This window comes from Shewanella sp. WE21 (assembly GCF_002966515.1).
GTDB classification, from domain to species: domain Bacteria; phylum Pseudomonadota; class Gammaproteobacteria; order Enterobacterales; family Shewanellaceae; genus Shewanella; species Shewanella oncorhynchi.
The window spans coordinates 4,349,406-4,364,852 of sequence record NZ_CP023019.1; the positions used below are offsets into that span (position 1 = coordinate 4,349,406).

General features: G+C 45.9%; 13 protein-coding genes and 5 tRNA genes. 3 read left to right on the plus strand and 15 right to left on the minus strand.

What is annotated here, in order from left to right; all coding sequences use genetic code 11:
• Window positions 1-27: 27 nt before the first annotated feature.
• Window positions 28-1,602, minus strand: a complete 1,575-nt coding sequence (rmuC, locus tag CKQ84_RS19395; protein ID WP_028760023.1) for a DNA recombination protein RmuC — start codon at window positions 1,600-1,602, stop codon at window positions 28-30.
• Between the two features lie 253 nt (window positions 1,603-1,855).
• On the opposite strand from rmuC, the gene msrP reads away from it, so the two are divergent.
• Together msrP and msrQ are read left to right on the plus strand one after the other, a co-directional pair.
• Window positions 1,856-2,890 carry a protein-methionine-sulfoxide reductase catalytic subunit MsrP gene (gene msrP, locus CKQ84_RS19400; protein WP_028760022.1) on the plus strand — a complete coding sequence of 345 codons (1,035 nt, stop codon included), beginning with the start codon at window positions 1,856-1,858 and terminating at the stop codon, window positions 2,888-2,890.
• Window positions 2,891-2,936: 46 nt separating this feature from the next.
• On the plus strand, window positions 2,937-3,599 hold the full coding sequence (gene msrQ, locus CKQ84_RS19405; protein WP_105252441.1) for a protein-methionine-sulfoxide reductase heme-binding subunit MsrQ: 663 nt from the start codon (window positions 2,937-2,939) through the stop codon (window positions 3,597-3,599).
• 159 nt (window positions 3,600-3,758) lie between these two features.
• On the opposite strand, the gene gloA is transcribed toward msrQ, so the two are convergent.
• The 14 genes from gloA to CKQ84_RS19475 all read right to left on the minus strand — a co-directional run bounded on the left by gloA (window position 3,759) and on the right by CKQ84_RS19475 (window position 14,542).
• Window positions 3,759-4,169: a lactoylglutathione lyase gene (gloA, locus tag CKQ84_RS19410; RefSeq protein WP_006087315.1), complete on the minus strand. Its 411-nt coding sequence runs from the start codon at window positions 4,167-4,169 to the stop codon at window positions 3,759-3,761.
• 491 nt (window positions 4,170-4,660) lie between these two features.
• A complete protein-coding gene (gene nth, locus CKQ84_RS19415) occupies window positions 4,661-5,302 on the minus strand; it encodes an endonuclease III (RefSeq protein WP_105252442.1) in 642 nt (213 codons plus the stop codon).
• 204 nt (window positions 5,303-5,506) lie between these two features.
• Window positions 5,507-6,205, minus strand: coding sequence for an electron transport complex subunit E (locus CKQ84_RS19420; RefSeq protein WP_105252443.1), 699 nt, complete (start codon window positions 6,203-6,205; stop codon window positions 5,507-5,509).
• Complete coding sequence (gene rsxG / locus CKQ84_RS19425; protein WP_105252444.1) at window positions 6,198-6,836, minus strand: electron transport complex subunit RsxG; 639 nt, start codon at window positions 6,834-6,836, stop codon at window positions 6,198-6,200. The genes CKQ84_RS19420 and rsxG overlap by 8 nt, the downstream gene beginning before the upstream one ends.
• A 74-nt stretch (window positions 6,837-6,910) precedes the next feature.
• The gene (gene rsxD / locus CKQ84_RS19430; RefSeq protein ID WP_028760017.1) at window positions 6,911-7,960 is read right to left on the minus strand and encodes an electron transport complex subunit RsxD; all 1,050 of its coding nucleotides are present in this window, start codon (window positions 7,958-7,960) and stop codon (window positions 6,911-6,913) included.
• Between the two features lie 26 nt (window positions 7,961-7,986).
• Complete coding sequence (gene rsxC / locus CKQ84_RS19435) at window positions 7,987-10,566, minus strand: electron transport complex subunit RsxC (RefSeq protein WP_105252445.1); 2,580 nt, start codon at window positions 10,564-10,566, stop codon at window positions 7,987-7,989.
• Entirely contained in the window at window positions 10,560-11,159 is a 600-nt protein-coding gene (rsxB, locus tag CKQ84_RS19440; protein WP_063884360.1) for an electron transport complex subunit RsxB, read from the minus strand. The genes rsxC and rsxB overlap by 7 nt, the downstream gene beginning before the upstream one ends.
• A gap of 1 nt (window position 11,160) precedes the next feature.
• Complete coding sequence (gene rsxA, locus CKQ84_RS19445; RefSeq protein ID WP_006081543.1) at window positions 11,161-11,739, minus strand: electron transport complex subunit RsxA; 579 nt, start codon at window positions 11,737-11,739, stop codon at window positions 11,161-11,163.
• A 125-nt stretch (window positions 11,740-11,864) separates the two neighbouring features.
• Entirely contained in the window at window positions 11,865-13,769 is a 1,905-nt protein-coding gene (locus CKQ84_RS19450) for a GGDEF domain-containing protein (protein WP_105252446.1), read from the minus strand.
• Window positions 13,770-13,980: 211 nt separating this feature from the next.
• A tRNA-Asn gene (locus tag CKQ84_RS19455) sits at window positions 13,981-14,056 on the minus strand.
• A 50-nt stretch (window positions 14,057-14,106) separates the two neighbouring features.
• Window positions 14,107-14,182, minus strand: a tRNA-Asn gene (locus CKQ84_RS19460).
• A gap of 43 nt (window positions 14,183-14,225) precedes the next feature.
• Window positions 14,226-14,301: transfer RNA gene (locus CKQ84_RS19465), tRNA-Asn, on the minus strand.
• 32 nt (window positions 14,302-14,333) lie between these two features.
• Window positions 14,334-14,409, minus strand: a tRNA-Asn gene (locus CKQ84_RS19470).
• Between the two features lie 57 nt (window positions 14,410-14,466).
• Window positions 14,467-14,542 (minus strand) — tRNA-Asn (locus CKQ84_RS19475).
• Between the two features lie 610 nt (window positions 14,543-15,152).
• On the opposite strand from CKQ84_RS19475, the gene CKQ84_RS23805 reads away from it, so the two are divergent.
• Window positions 15,153-15,305 (plus strand): hypothetical protein, encoded by a 153-nt coding sequence (locus CKQ84_RS23805; protein ID WP_158497640.1) that lies wholly within the window; start codon window positions 15,153-15,155, stop codon window positions 15,303-15,305.
• The last annotated feature ends 142 nt before the right edge of the window (window positions 15,306-15,447 follow it).

Genomic DNA, 15,447 nt, shown 5'->3' on the forward strand with positions numbered 1-15,447 from the left:
AGGTAATTAATGGGTGTTCAATTCTTGTTATCTATCATCGCACTCGACAGGCTCGAGTTCTGTGTCCTTAGGATCGCGGGTATGCGACAGATTAAGTTCAGCGTCGTCATCCTGAGTGTCGTTATCGTCTTGGGCTTCATTGAGCGCTTTTTCTAGCAGCATTTTATCCAGTTGTTTGCTGGTATCGACCCCGAGCTGTTGCATCAAATGGGCTTGACGCACTAGGTTGCCTTTGCCCGATGACAGCTTGTTCATTGCACTGTGATAGGTTTTCTCCGCATTATCTAAGGCGCGGCCGAGTTTTTCCATGTCTTCAATATAACCACATAACTTGTCGTAAATTCGACCCGCTTGTTTTGCAATGGTTTGTGCGTGTTGATTTTGATATTCGTAGCGCCAAATATTGTTAATTGTGCGCAGGGCTACCAACAAATTCGTTGGACTAACCAACATGATATTCTGCTCAAGGGCAAAATTGACTAGGCTAGGATCATGCTCCAATGCCAGTAAAAATGCCGGTTCGATAGGAATAAACATCAATACATAATCGAGACTCTTAAGCCCATGCAGATGTTGATAATCCTTTTGACTTAAGCCTTTAATGTGACTGCGAATTGAAATGACATGCTCGTTAATCGCCTGTTGGCGCAGTGCCGGATCTTCACTGTTGAAGTAGCGCTCATAACTGACCAACGACATCTTAGCATCGATGACCACATCCTTATTTTCTGGCAGATGCACAATCACATCCGGCTTAAAGCGTTTACCGCTATCATCCTTGAGATCTTGCTGAGTATGGTATTCATGGCCTTCACGTAGACCGCTTTCTTGCAGCACGCGATCGAGGATCACTTCACCCCAATTACCTTGTTGCTTGTTATCGCCCTTGAGTGCTTTGGTCAGGTTGATAGCATCTTGGCTCATCTTTAGATTGAGCTCCCTTAAGTGCTCAAGCTGATGTTTGAGGGCGCTGCGTTCGGATTGTTCGTGGGTGTAGGATTCACGAATTTGCTGTCTGAATCCTTCTAGCTGTTGCTTCAATGGCCCAAGCACGCCTTCGAGTTGGCTGGCATTTTGGTGCTTAAAGTTTTCGCTACGTTCTTCAAAAATACGGTTTGCGAGGTTTTCAAATTGGGTTTGCAAACGCACTTCGGCCGATTCTAAGCTGGCAATTTTATCCTGCAGCGATTCTTGCTGGGCATCGGCCTTGGCTTGAATGGTTTGCTGCATGGCATTGGATTTCGACAGGGCTAATTGGATCTCTAACTGACGGCGCTGGCTATCATTTAATTGCTGCTCTAAGGTGGGAACGCGTTCGGCTAAGGCCTCGGCTTTGCCCAGTTGTTCAATTTTGAGCTCAAGGCGTTGCTGGTATTGACGTAATTGCGCTTCTTTGTCATCGACCAAAATTTGCTGTTGTGCTAAGGATAATTCTGCATCTTCATTTACTTGACGCATTTCTTGCTCAAGTTGGTCTTTGTGTAGTTGCCAGCGTTGGCGGGTGAGTCTTTGATTGAGCAGAGCACCGATCAACAGGCCTAAGAAGGCAATGGCGAGAAGGCCGATGATTTCGGCGACAGAAAAAGATTGAGAAAATGGCATGATCAATAGCACTCCTTTAGCTTTGGCGCTTAGGTTCGCATGCCCCCCAACAGGCTTCAAGCCCTTTAATCAACTATATCTGCGCTTAATGCTTGAATGAGCAAGTCTTATACGTTTAAGGTGAATTTATTCACGGGTGGAAAGTTTTTCTGGCTTTTACCTGTCTATATAAGAGTGAGCGATACAGACGAGCGCCAGAGAAGGTTTTTATCGCGACTCGGTGGCTTTAATCATTGGATGGTAGAGGTGTCAATTGGCTAAACATTCCCGTTTTACCCCAGGTATTCTTAAAAAAGCGCAGTGGCACATGCAAGACAACCAAGTGACGCCAGAAGCGGTATTTCGCTCGCGTCGGCAAATTGTAAAAGCCATGGGACTCGGTGCTATCGGTGCCAGCGTGCCCGGTTATGTGCAGGCTGGATTATTCGATCTATTTGGCGATCAACCTAAGTCCTCATTTATCACTACGCCACTGACGTTTCAATCCAATAAGCAGTACGGTGACGCCGATGTGTTAACCCCGTTTGATAAAGTGACGCAGCATAATAATTTCTACGAATTTGGTACGGACAAGCAAGATCCCTTCAATAATGCCCAAGGCTTTAAAGTCGACCCTTGGCAACTGCGTATCGAAGGTGAAGTTGAACGGCCCATGACCTTAGATTTTAATGATCTGACTAAAATGTTCCCGCTTGAGGAGCGTAACTATCGCCTGCGCTGCGTTGAAGCTTGGTCTATGGTGATCCCTTGGGTGGGGTTCCCGCTGGCGGCATTATTGAAAAAAGTTGGCGTCACCAGTAAGGGCAAGTATGTCGCCTTCGAAACCGCTTTTGATCCCGAGCAAATGCCGGGGCAGAAGAGCCGATTAATGGGGGGCGGTATTCATTATCCCTATGTTGAAGGCCTCACGATAGCCGAAGCAATGAACGATTTAACCTTAATGTCGGTGGGTTTGTACGGTAAAACCTTGCCACCGCAGAACGGCGCGCCCATTCGCTTAGTGGTGCCGTGGAAATACGGCTTTAAGAGTATTAAATCAATAGTGCGAATTCGCGTCATGGATAAACAACCGCCGACCAGCTGGAATCAGCTTGCCTCACACGAGTATGGATTTTATGCCAACGTTAATCCGGCGGTGGATCATCCACGCTGGTCGCAGGCCACAGAGCGTCGTATCGGCGAGGGCGGATTGTTTTCAGCAACCCGAATCGATACCCAGCCGTTCAACGGTTACGGCGAGTTTGTGGCTTCACTGTATGACGGCATGGATCTGAGGAAATACTATTGATGATTGGTTTGTTGTTTGGATATTCGCCATTAAGCGGGGACAAGGTATGTTGAGATTAACCGCTAAGCACTTGTTTTGGCTAAAAGCGTTATTTCATTTGTTGGGTTTAGTGCCCATCGTCTACCTTGTGCTCACTGTAGTGCTTGGCCGTGCGGGTGGCGATCCCGTGCAGCACATTATTCACTACACAGGCATAGGTGCATTAAATGCGCTAGCGGCTACCTTGCTGATCTCACCGATTGCCAAGTTGACCAAACAAGGGCTGTTGATGCAGACTCGCCGTTTAGTGGGGTTATATGTGTTTGCCTATGCCACTTTGCATATCTTGGCCTTTTTTAGTTTAGATCTGTTGTTTGCTTGGGAATTACTGTTTAGCGAGGTGGTAAAACGGCCGTATATTTTAGTCGGTGCAGTGGCTTATCTTATCGTCACCGCTTTGGCGATAACTTCGTTTAAGGCCTTGATGCGTAAGATGGGACGTCGTTGGCAGACCTTGCATAATGGGGTGTATTTAGTCGCGATATTAGCGCCAATCCATTTTTACTGGTCGGTAAAATCGGAAATCATCGAGCCGAGTCTGTATATCGTAGGTTTTAGTGTGTTGCTGCTGTGGCGCACGCCTTGGTTTAAACGTCATTTCAGCCGTAAAGTGGCGAACAAAACCGAGCGAAAGCTGACACAAGATAAAGCTTCGATAAAGTCGGTTTAGACGCATGGCGCGAGCAGTAAATCACTGGCTTGATTTATGTTTCTTTGTGCCTAATGTGAGATCTAAAGTATAAAAACAAAAATGCCGAATGAAGATCCGGCATTTGTCGCTGAATAAATAGTCTTGCTCAGCTATTTTTTCGGGGTCAGTAGGCAGGACTTAACCTAAACCTTGAGTCGCTGATTTCATTTGAATGAACTCAATTTTATAACCGTCTGGATCTTCAACAAACGCAATCTCAGTGGTACCACCTGCGACAGGACCTGGAGCACGAGTCACTTTGCCACCGGCTGCGGCAATCGCTGCGCAACGGGCGTAGATATCTTCATCACCAATTGCTAAGTGGCCAAAGCCTGTGCCTAAATCGTATTTGTCAGTGCCCCAGTTATAGGTTAGTTCAACCACGGCTTGGCCTGTGGATTCTTCACCGTAACCCACGAAAGCTAAAGAATATTTGTACTCTGGATTTTCAGAGGTGCGAAGTAGTTTCATGCCGAGCACTTCAGTATAAAAAGCAATACTGCGTTCTAAGTTACCGACGCGGATCATAGTATGTAATAGTTGCGACATAGGTCCTCTCTCTAAATAGATTACGGGGTGGAGTATACCAAAAATCCGTAGATGGACCTCGATAAATGTCAGCCATTGTTTTTACAGCGCTTGACCCAGATTAAAGCTTAGGATAGGGAAATGAATATCTGTAAGAGGGATTTTCAGGATTTAGAAGAGAAAATTGCCGATAAATTGGCTATCGCTCACAAAACACAGAGACAAACATGGGTTTTTATCACTGGGTTGATAATAATGTAGCCATACCAACTAGGAGAGTGAATGATGAACACCGAACTTAAAATGGCTTTAGGCACCACAGTTGTTATTGCTTTATTTTTCAGTGCGTTCTTTGTTTCAATGTTTTAACGACTAATACAAGTTTGAGTTAACCCAGTTCCAAGTTAAGCAAAAAAGCCGCTATTGCGGCTTTTTGTTTGTCTGAAATCCAGTCTAATCAATGTGAAAACAACACTGAAACGTCAATTTGCTCCACTCAGTTGATTCGAAGCTTAATCTTCAGGATAAATTTTTTCTTTAAAATCACACAAGTCTTCAATGATACAGCTGCCACAGCGGGGTTTGCGCGCAAGGCAAGTGTAGCGTCCGTGCAGGATAAACCAGTGGTGCACATCGACTTTAAATTCCGCCGGCACGACTTTTAGCATTTTCTCTTCCACTTCGACTACGTTCTTGCCGGGCGCGAATTTAGTGCGATTGGCGAGGCGGAAAATATGGGTGTCGACGGCGATGGTTGGCCAACCAAAGGCAGTGTTTAGTACCACGTTAGCCGTCTTGCGGCCAACGCCGGGCAGAGACTCTAGGGCTTCGCGGTTTTCTGGTACTTCGCCATTGTACTTTTCAATCAAGATCTCACAGGCTTTGATCACATTGATGGCTTTGTTGTTATATAAGCCTATGGTTTTTATGTATTGCTTTAAACCTTCTACGCCAAGGGCATAAATGCTGTGGGCTGTGTTTGCCACAGGAAAGAGCTTGTCTGTTGCCTTGTTGACGCTCACATCTGTTGCTTGGGCCGATAACGTCACTGCCACTAGCAGTTCGAAGGGACTTGAAAAATTGAGTTCGGTTTCAGGTTTGGGATTGTTATCGCGAAGACGAGTGAGGATCTGGATACGTTTTTCTTGATTCATGTACGATTCCTGCGCTGTGGTGGGGTTCAACTCTCAACCGCTCATTATTAATATCCTATTAATGATGATTGATGAGTTTACAACCCACGTTCGCTGATTTTCTTATGCTTTGAGTTTTGCCGCTAATCATGTGCTAGGCACACATTAAACGCGTTAACACTAGGGCATATCTGATCGCCATAATGCCTGCCGTTACTTGAAAGCCTAACCTACCTTAGTGATCCGTGCGCGGGTAACACTCGGCTCTACGGCGACTTGAGGTTGGCGTTCTTTGACTTTTTTATCAATCACATTTTTCAATGCAATCAATAATCCCATCACGATGAATGCGCCGGGTGGCAGCATAGCAAGGAGAAATGGGGTATCGACTTGCCATAGATGCATGGTTAACGATTTAGCCCATGGGCCGAGCAGTTGATCCGCTCCATCAAACAGTGTGCCTTGACCTAAGATTTCCCGCGTTGCGCCCAGCACTGTAAGCACTAAAGTAAAACCAAGGCCCATCATTAAGCCATCGAAGGCGGCACTAAACGCATTATTACGCGAGGCAAAGGCTTCGGCGCGGCCGATGATGATGCAGTTCGTCACAATTAATGGCAGGAAGATCCCAAGGGATAAATACAGGCCGTAGGCATAGGCATTAATGAGCAGTTGCACTGTGGTGACTAGCGCGGCGATGATCATCACAAACACAGGAATACGAATTTCTTTGGGCACATAGTCGCGCACCAGTGACACCAAAATGTTAGAGCCAATCAGCACCAGCATAGTGGCTAGACCAAGGCCAAGGGCGTTAGTGATCGTTGCAGTAACCGCGAGTAGCGGACATAAACCTAACAGTTGCACTAGGCCTGGATTGTTTTTCCACAGTCCTTGCCACGCAATTTCGCGATAATTAGTCATGGTTGGCCTCACAATTTAGCGGCTGGCTGAAAATTTGTGCTTGGTTAGTGCTGAAATACCATACCGCGTTTTTGACTGCTTTAACATAAGCGCGCGGGGTAATGGTTGCACCGGTAAATTGGTCAAAATCGCCGCCATCTTTTTTAACTAACCATTGCTTATCATCTGCAGAGCCCAACACTTTACCAACAAACTGAGTGACCCAATTCGATTTACGTAGTTCAATTTTGTCACCCAGCCCAGGGGTTTCTTGATGGGACAAGGTACGTACGCCTAAGACTTCACCTTGGATATTAATTCCAACAATTAATTTGATATTACCGCTATAGCCATCGGGTGCTATGGCTTCCATGGCGATAGCGACAGGCTTGCCTGCATGGGTAGCAATATAGGCCGGCATTGGACTATCCGTGCCTAATGCTTCTTTGTTTAATAGCAAGGTACACTGAGCGGTAAGCTCGTTATCATGTATTTCATCAGGGATTAATTGTTGCAATACTCGCATCAATTCCTGTTGTTCTTGCTGCTTAATCTTGTCAAAGGTTTGTTGATTGACCGCGGCGACGAGACCCGTGCAAATCAAGGCAAACAGTGCCAATAAAAAACCATTTTTAATCATCGGATTTTTCAACTCTTTTTCCTTAAGCTCTCGTTGCCAGCAGAATGACATTATCTTGTAGCATGACGGTAGTCCGCTAAATGGCCTTAGCTAGCTGAATGACCATAGGTGCGTGGCCGCACATAGTAGTCAATAAAGGGGGCGCAGAGGTTAGCCAATAACACGGCAAAGGCAAAGGCGTCAGGGTAACCGCCTTTAATGCGGATGATGTACACCAACACACCAATTAACGCGCCGAAAATAATGCGACCACGGGGGCTGGTTGCTGCTGTGACGGGATCGGTTGCGATAAAAAATGCCGCTAACATGGTCGCGCCAGAAAACAAATGTAATAGGGGACTGCCTTGGGTATCGGGCGACAATAAGAAACCGATACTCGATGCAACAAAGAGCCCCAATAACACGCCAGTACTGATGTGCCAACGAATGGCTTTCAGTTTAAGTAACACTAAACCGCCAGCCAGATAAGCTAAATTCACCCAGAACCAACCTACGCCTGTGCTGCCATCAAAAATGGCTTTAGTCAGGCTTTCTGTGGTGGTTAATCCTAGGGATAAATCGGTTTTAAGGGTATCGAGTGGCGTCGCCATTGCGATGCCGTCTATCCCTAAACGAAACTGTTCCAAGTTAACGTGGGCGCCAATGTTGAAGATAAGTTGCAAGCTCTCAGCTAGGCTAGGCGAATGCAGCGCAACGGTACTCGGTGCTATCCAAGTGGTCATTTGCACTGGGAATGAGATTAGCAGCAATACATACGCCGCCATTGCAGGGTTAAACAGGTTATGGCCTAAACCGCCGTAAAGGTGCTTAACGATAACGATCGCAAAGGCGGTGCCCATCACTATCATCCACCAAGGTGCTAGGGGAGGAATGGCGACACCAATCAAGATTGCGGTCAGCATGGCGCTGTTATCGCTAAGGCTGGCTTTGATATTACGATTGCGAAGTTTCATCACCGCAGCCTCACAGCTTAAGGCAACTATAATCGCAAGCAGCACTTGAACAAGCGTGCCCCAGCCAAAAAAGGCGCATTGCACCACAAGGCCCGGCAGTAAACATAAAATCACCCTTTGCATCACAGTTGAGGTATGCAAATTACGTGTAACATGGGGTGATGAGGCTATTTTAAACGCCATTGTGTTCCCTTTTCATCATTCTGTTCTTAATCATTAGCAACACTTGAATCGCTCGAAGCTTCGGTTTGTTGAGCGAGTGCCGCTTTTTTGGCTTTTGCCTTGGCGATGGTCGCAGCAATCCGTGCTTTTTTAAGCTCATCGCCTGATAAGGCTGCCGTTTCAATGGGTTCTGCGGATGGTAAAACGGCTTCAGGATTGGCTGCTGCTATCGACGGCGATGCCACGTTAGCTTTAGTTTGAATGTCGTCAACTGACGTGGACTCTGCCTCTAAATCAGACTTAGGCTCAACAATTGACGCCGCTGCTTTTTTCGCTTTGGCACGAGCAACTGCGGCAGCCACTTTCGCCTTTTTAATCGCTTCAGCGTTGTTAACGTCAGTAGCGGCTGCTTCTGTATCATCATTCACATCTGCTTGAACGCTAGCTGCGGAATCAACTGCTGGAGTCGCGGTCTGAGTTAAATTATTGTCAGCATTTGTCTCAGCTTGCTGCGCGGCTTTTTTCGCTTTAGCACGGGCAACCGCGGCGGCTACTTTGACTTTCTTAATCGCTTCTGAATCATTAACGTCACTAACGATAATTTCAGTATTGCTAACTTCAATATCACTAGCGGCGGTTTCTACTTGCGGCGCCGCTTTCTTGGCCTTTGCCCGCGCGACTGCGGCAGCCACTTTGGCCTTTTTATCATCGGCAGCGCTGGCTTCTGGTGTGCTGTCAGTCGTTTCAAGCGGCGCGGTATCGGCTTGCTGAGCCGCCTTTTTAGCTTTGGCGCGAGCAATGGCCGCGGCGACTTTGTCCTTCTGAGATAACGGCGCTTCTTGCGCGATTGCATCTGTTGCTAAGAAGGATTCATCACTGGCATCAACATTCACCACATTGTTTGTATCTGCACCATTTGTATCAGCACCATTGGCATTCACTTGGGCGGCTTTCTTCGCCTTAGCTCGGGCGATGGCTGCGGCAACGGCAGCTTTACCCTTGGGCGCGTCTGTCGTATCAGTGCTTGTTACGTTTGATTGATGATTCAATGATTCTTCAGTCGACAACTCTTCAGTTGCTGATTGTGCCGCTGCGGCTTTTTTCGCGGCGATCCGTGCCATGGCTTCGGCGACGGCATTTTTATCCGTGCCAGTCATAGTCGCTTGTCGGCGCTCTGCGGCTTCTTTGGCCTTAGCTTCACGGGCAAGCTTTTCTTCTTCAAGACGCGCTAAACGGGCATCGAAACGCTGTTTAGCGCGCTCCGCTTGCTGCTTCTCATCGGCGGCTTGTTTAAGTGCAGATTTGGCAATGCGGTAATACTCGACTAAGGGAATATCACTCGGGCAGACGTAACTACAACAACCGCATTCAATACAATCCTTTAGATTGTAGCTGGCAGCTTTGTCATATTCTTCGGCCTTGGCGTGCCAAAAGAGTTGCTGTGGCAATAAGAGTGCAGGGCAGGCATTGGCACATTCGCCGCAGCGGATACAGGCTTTTTCTTCTGGTGTAGTTCCTATTTCTTGGCTGCTTGGCACCAGAATACAGTTAGTACCTTTTAAAATAGGTACTTGGATATTCACCAATGCATGGCCCATCATAGGCCCGCCAATAATCACCTTTTGTTCAGGCTCTGGCGTGAACTCAGTCGCAGCCAGCACATGCTCAACAGGTGTGCCTATCGGTAACCAGTAGTTCCCCGGTTTACCGACATTTTTGCCCGTCACAGTCACAACACGCTCAATCAGCGGTTTACCTTGGGTAACCGCTTGATGAATCGCAAAGGCAGTGCCGACGTTATGCACGACGATACCGAGTTTGGCGGGAATAGCGCCCGAGGGCACTTCGCGGCCAGTAATGATTTGAATTAACTGCTTTTCACCACCAGAAGGATATTTTGTCGGAATGACCGTTACCCGAATGCTGTCCGCTGGGAGCCCACATTGGACGACTGCAGCTTGCATGGCTTTGGCCGCTTCTGGCTTATTATCTTCAATGGCGATAACAATACGTTTTGGCGTTAATAACCGATGAATAATGCCAATACCGGCGAGGATATCTTGGCTGTATTCGCGCATTAATCTGTCATCGGCGCTGATATAAGGTTCGCATTCGACGCCGTTGATGATGACTAAATCAATTTCACTGACTGGATTAAGCTTAATATGAGTTGGAAACGCCGCGCCGCCCATGCCTGCAATGCCAGCAGCACGGATCTTATCGATCATCTGCTGATGGGTTAAATCCTCAAGCTCATTTTGCACCAGCTCACACCAAGTGTCTTTGCCATCGGCTTGGATAACGCAAGTGTTAACTGGCAATGCTGAAGCATGGTTACTGGCCCTTGGCTCAATGGCAACGATAGTGCCTGATGTCGGCGCATGCACAGGTAAATGCCAAATGGAGATACCTTGAGTTAACGGTGTGCCTTTTAATACGCTATCGCCGATGTTTACCGCAAGTGTGCAGTTTTCACCGACTTGAGGGATGGGCACTAAATACGTAGCGGCTAAGGGCAGTTGGCTAATCGGCGTCGCGTTCGAGAGGAATTTGACTTCGGGTGGATGTATACCACCGGGTGAGCGCCAAAGGGTTCCTTTATCTAATTGATCTAATAAAGTTAACACCGCTTTTCCTCTTCTAACTGTGGGTCTTGGTTCTGAATCTCTTGAATGAGAGTCACTGGGATGGCATTTAAGCGCCAGTTCCAATTTTTAAGATTCTGGGTGACTGGGATCATATCAATACAATCGACGGGACAAGGCTCAACACAGAGATCGCAACCCGTGCAATCGGTTGTCAGCACAGTATGCATAAGCTTACCTGCACCGATAATCGCATCCACGGGGCAGGCTTGAATACACTTAGTGCAGCCAATACATTCGTCTTCACGTATGTAGGCGACCTTTTTCACTTGAGATTGTGCTTCGGCATTCAGCGGCTCTGGCTCGACGCCCATCAGGGTCGCCAGTTTTTCCATGGTGGCAGTGCCGCCGGGAGGGCATTTGTTGACTTTATCACCGTTGGCAATCGCTTCAGCGTAAGGGCGACAGCCCGGGTAACCACATTGACCACATTGGGTTTGTGGCAGAATCGCTTCGAGTTCATCGACAATCGGATTGCCTTCAACCTTAAATTTAACGGCGGCAAAACCGAGTAATAGTCCAAAGACTAATGCCAATAGGGTCAACAATATGACTGCAATTAAAATTCCGGACATCTTACTTAACCAATCCTGTGAATCCCATAAAGGCGAGGGACATAAGACCTGCGGTGATCATCGCTATGGCGCCGCCTTTGAAAGGTAAGGGGACATCTGCGGCAGCTAAACGTTCGCGCATCGCCGAGAAGAGAATTAACACTAATGAGAAGCCTAATGCAGCACCAAAGCCATAGATAGCCGATTGGATAAAATCGTGCTTCTCGTTAACGTTCAATAGGGCAACACCCAACACCGCACAGTTAGTTGTGATCAGCGGCAGGTAAATCCCTAAAGCGCGATGCAGTGCAGCACTGGTTTTTTGCACCACCATTTCAGTAAATTGCACCACAACCGCAATCACTAAAATGAAGCTCATGGTTCGCAGGTAGCTCAGATCAAAGGGCAATAGTAGATACTGGTTGACGAGGTAACTGAGAATCGAGGCTAACGTCAGCACAAAAGTGGTCGCCATAGACATGCCAATAGCGGACTCCAGTTTACTGGAGACCCCCATGAAAGGACACAAGCCTAAGAATTTCACTAAAACGAAATTGTTGACCAGTACTGTACTGATCAACAAGAGGAGATATTCAGTCATCTCAATACTTTTCTAAACGGATCTTGGCCGTATTATCGACTTTTCCGTTTGCATAAACAACATATAGAATGCAGGGTTAACCATCTTTACTGTAAATTTTGGCGACGAATTAACCCGTTAAAGTATTAAATTTGATCTGTAATCGCCATGGCTTGGGGCTGTGCTATGTAATAGCCTTGCAATCCATCAACTAAGAGTTTTTCGAGGGTGAGTTTTTCTTCTTGGCGTTCGACGCTGGTCGCAATAACCCGAATGCCTATCCGTCTTGCAACATCCACCATCATACGGACGAAGAACTTATTATTGCTGTCTTCATCGATATTCGATGTGTAGCTGCCATCAAGCTTTATGTAGTCTGGACGCACTTCACTGAAGAATTTGAAGGACGTAAAGCTCATGCCAAAACGCTCTATCGACACCCGTGATCCAACGCTATGTATTTCGCGAACGAACTTATAGCTTGCCCCTAAGTTAGACTGCATACCTGACTCATTGATCTCAAATACTAAGCGCGAGGCGATGTATTTTTGCTTGCCTAAAATGTCCTTTAGCCAAGCGACAAACATATCTTGATGCGCAGAAAATGCGCTAATATTGATGCCAAAGTTACCCGAAATGGTCGGGTTTTCCTTAAGCATTCTTAATGCACTGATCACCACCAGTTTATCTAATTCAGAACTCATACCGTGACGTTCGGCCATAGCGATCACTGTGGTGGTCGGTAAAAACTTACCTTCGCTATTGTAAAAGCGCGCCAACAACTCGCGGTAAACCTCTACATCAGTTCGGCAGGGCTGAATTGGCTGTTGGTAGAATTTTAATGCTTGGCGAGTGACTAAATCATTGATCGCCATTTTCCAGCGATCATCGCCAAACTGCTCGTCACCATTGAGTTTTTCTTGGATATGATAGCTATTAGGTCCAAGGGTCTGCGCTATGCTGACTGCGGTATCCGCAATCGTCAGCAAATTAACCGCATCGGTACCTTGGTGATAGGGAACTAAACCGATATGGGCAACAGATTCCGCTTTTGTCATCTGCAAATATTCATCGAGATAAATTTTTAATTGATCTAAAAATTTTGGCGCATCCTTCAGCATGACATCAGGAATAAAGATGGCAAAATCAGCGCTCGATACCCTGAAACATTCTGCATCTGAATACTTGCTACAGGCTTTGCGGATACAATTTGCCACCCTTGAAAGATAATCATCCCCTGCAGTTCGCCCTTGTTTTTGATTGATTTGCGCAAGCTCTGTGGCTTTAACCATTGCCATCAGCCCCAATTGAGGAATATCGGGATTGCTTATGGTTTCTAATTTTTGGGTAAAGCGCTGGCGACTACCAAAACCCGTCACTGTGTCTTGATAGGCCGCTTTATGCAGCTTTTCATTCTCTTGATTGAGTTTATCGATTTGGGCTTTAAGTTGAAGACGACACTCTTCAAGGGATATTCCAATGGGGTTGAGCTCACCTGTGAGTTTTGATGATGCGACAGCAGAAAACCCTAACTCAGGTATTTTTGAAATATAATCAGCAGCATAACGTATCGCCGCCCTATGTTTTGACATTAACAGAATAAACACTAACAGCAAGATAAGGTAAGCCACCAGTAACATGACACCGAGCTTTTGAGTATGACTAATCGAAGTTTCAATCGCTTGGTTTGCACTGAGTTTGACTTGTAAACGACCGGTTGCCAATTTTTGTGTATGACTGAGCTCAATAGAAAATAAACGGGCTAAGGGATGAGGATGTTGGCTGTCTAAACGACCTTCGGTATAACTCAGTTGGCCATCGGTATCATCAATATATTGGAAAAATTGGAATGGGTAATTTTCAGAAAGCTTTTTGAAGAGTTCGGCGCCATCACCTTGCCATTGTTGGTAGCGGGTTAAACTGGTTTTAAAGCTATCCAGTTCTTGCTGTTGTTGGATTTGTAATTGGCTATTTTCGCTTTGATATACCCAAGCAAAAAGACCTAAGAAAATAAGCAGTAAAAAAATTGGATATGATTTTGACATGGCCATAAAAATCCGCTCTATTTTTTTGGGTGAGCTCAAACAGGATAAGTTTAAGTCAAGAATACTTAACTGCAGCTATCTGTGTGATGACACTCATAAATTTTTATTAATAAGCTGATAACAGTGTAACTGCATTTGCTTAAAAACAAAACGGAAAAGAATAGGGTAACTAGAAGCCGGAAGAGGCAAAGGCACGGGAACAAAACGAAGAATAAATTGGCTCCCCTGACTGGACTTGAACCAGTGACATACGGATTAACAGTCCGCCGTTCTACCGACTGAACTACAGGGGAGTAGAGGGTGCGATATTGCTATCGACTTTACAGAAATAACACTTTTAAAATGGCTCCCCTGACTGGACTTGAACCAGTGACATACGGATTAACAGTCCGCCGTTCTACCGACTGAACTACAGGGGAATCGAGGTGCGATATTACTATCGACTTTTTAGCTTGCTTAAATTGGCTCCCCTGACTGGACTTGAACCAGTGACATACGGATTAACAGTCCGCCGTTCTACCGACTGAACTACAGGGGAATCATTTTAATGCTTCAGCTTGATAATGTAATTGGCTCCCCTGACTGGACTTGAACCAGTGACATACGGATTAACAGTCCGCCGTTCTACCGTCTGAACTACAGGGGAATTGTTTACAACTTATCTTACTGCTTGTTCTAACTCATTTTTATCATGTGCTTAAAGTGGCTCCCCTGACTGGACTTGAACCAGTGACATACGGATTAACAGTCCGCCGTTCTACCGACTGAACTACAGGGGAATCGTTTCACACAATCGTAGCGACTCGTTGAGAACGGAGCGCATAGTAAAACGCTCTGTTGGATGAGTCAACTCGAGTTACTAAAAAAAGTGTAATTATGCTGTTAAGTGCTCATCTAATGTGCATCGTGGTGCAGAATTCGACATTTTTCGTGAAAAACCACTTAACAATTCGCAATATAGCCATAATTGAGTCCATCGTTTTTAAGCGGTGATTCTATGAAATTGAAATCATTCGCTAAATAATCGACACCGTTTTCGGTACTTGGTCGAGTACTTAAGACTCAAACCGCTCAAAAAAGGATCTCAGGTGGGGTAATGTGAATTTACTCAGTTCTTTATGTCGATAGAAAACGTGGGTTATCTTTTCGCCGTTAAAGTCCGTTTTTCTGTTTTAACAAGTTTGCTGTTGTTGATGGAGGTGTTAATTGAGGCTTTATCGAATTAGCGTGAGCTGTTTTTCAAATGAAGTGATGCACTTCACTATAAGTTGTGGCACCAGATGCGCTACTACAACTCGCGTTAATTACAGTTAGTGAAATTGATACAAGTAGCAACATTTATCAAATGTAATTAAATTACTAAATGCCGAGAGACGGTTGTTAAGACACATGACAGCCTCCAATCCCGCGTGGTTTCTAGGTTATTTCGACTTATCAACAAAATCTGTGGATAACCCTGTGAGTTGTCCTGAAAAATGGCCGCCAAAGCCTTGGGGTATGGGCGGCGGACTTAAAATGCACTATTTTGGGGTTCAAAAATAAATTTAAGTATTATCAAATGCATACTAAAAGCAAGTGGTTTTTGTTGAGGGTGAAAACAAGGTTGCAATTTTGTAATCGAACGAAATTGATTTCTTGTGTATTAAATTGGCATTTTTGCTTAGTTTGCGGGTGTTTTGTGAGC

Excerpts from the sequence above, each read along its gene's own strand:
- rmuC (WP_028760023.1), bottom strand. The coding sequence starts at position 1,602 with ATGCCATTTTCTCAATCTTTTTCTGTCGCCGAAATCATCGGCCTTCTC.
- msrQ (WP_105252441.1), top strand. The coding sequence starts at position 2,937 with ATGTTGAGATTAACCGCTAAGCACTTGTTTTGGCTAAAAGCGTTATTT.
- gloA (WP_006087315.1), bottom strand. The coding sequence starts at position 4,169 with ATGTCGCAACTATTACATACTATGATCCGCGTCGGTAACTTAGAACGC.
- nth (WP_105252442.1), bottom strand. The coding sequence starts at position 5,302 with ATGAATCAAGAAAAACGTATCCAGATCCTCACTCGTCTTCGCGATAAC.
- CKQ84_RS19420 (WP_105252443.1), bottom strand. The coding sequence starts at position 6,205 with ATGACTAATTATCGCGAAATTGCGTGGCAAGGACTGTGGAAAAACAAT.
- rsxD (WP_028760017.1), bottom strand. The coding sequence starts at position 7,960 with ATGGCGTTTAAAATAGCCTCATCACCCCATGTTACACGTAATTTGCAT.
- rsxB (WP_063884360.1), bottom strand. The coding sequence starts at position 11,159 with ATGTCCGGAATTTTAATTGCAGTCATATTGTTGACCCTATTGGCATTA.
- rsxA (WP_006081543.1), bottom strand. The coding sequence starts at position 11,739 with ATGACTGAATATCTCCTCTTGTTGATCAGTACAGTACTGGTCAACAAT.
- CKQ84_RS19450 (WP_105252446.1), bottom strand. The coding sequence starts at position 13,769 with ATGGCCATGTCAAAATCATATCCAATTTTTTTACTGCTTATTTTCTTA.
- CKQ84_RS23805 (WP_158497640.1), top strand. The coding sequence starts at position 15,153 with ATGACAGCCTCCAATCCCGCGTGGTTTCTAGGTTATTTCGACTTATCA.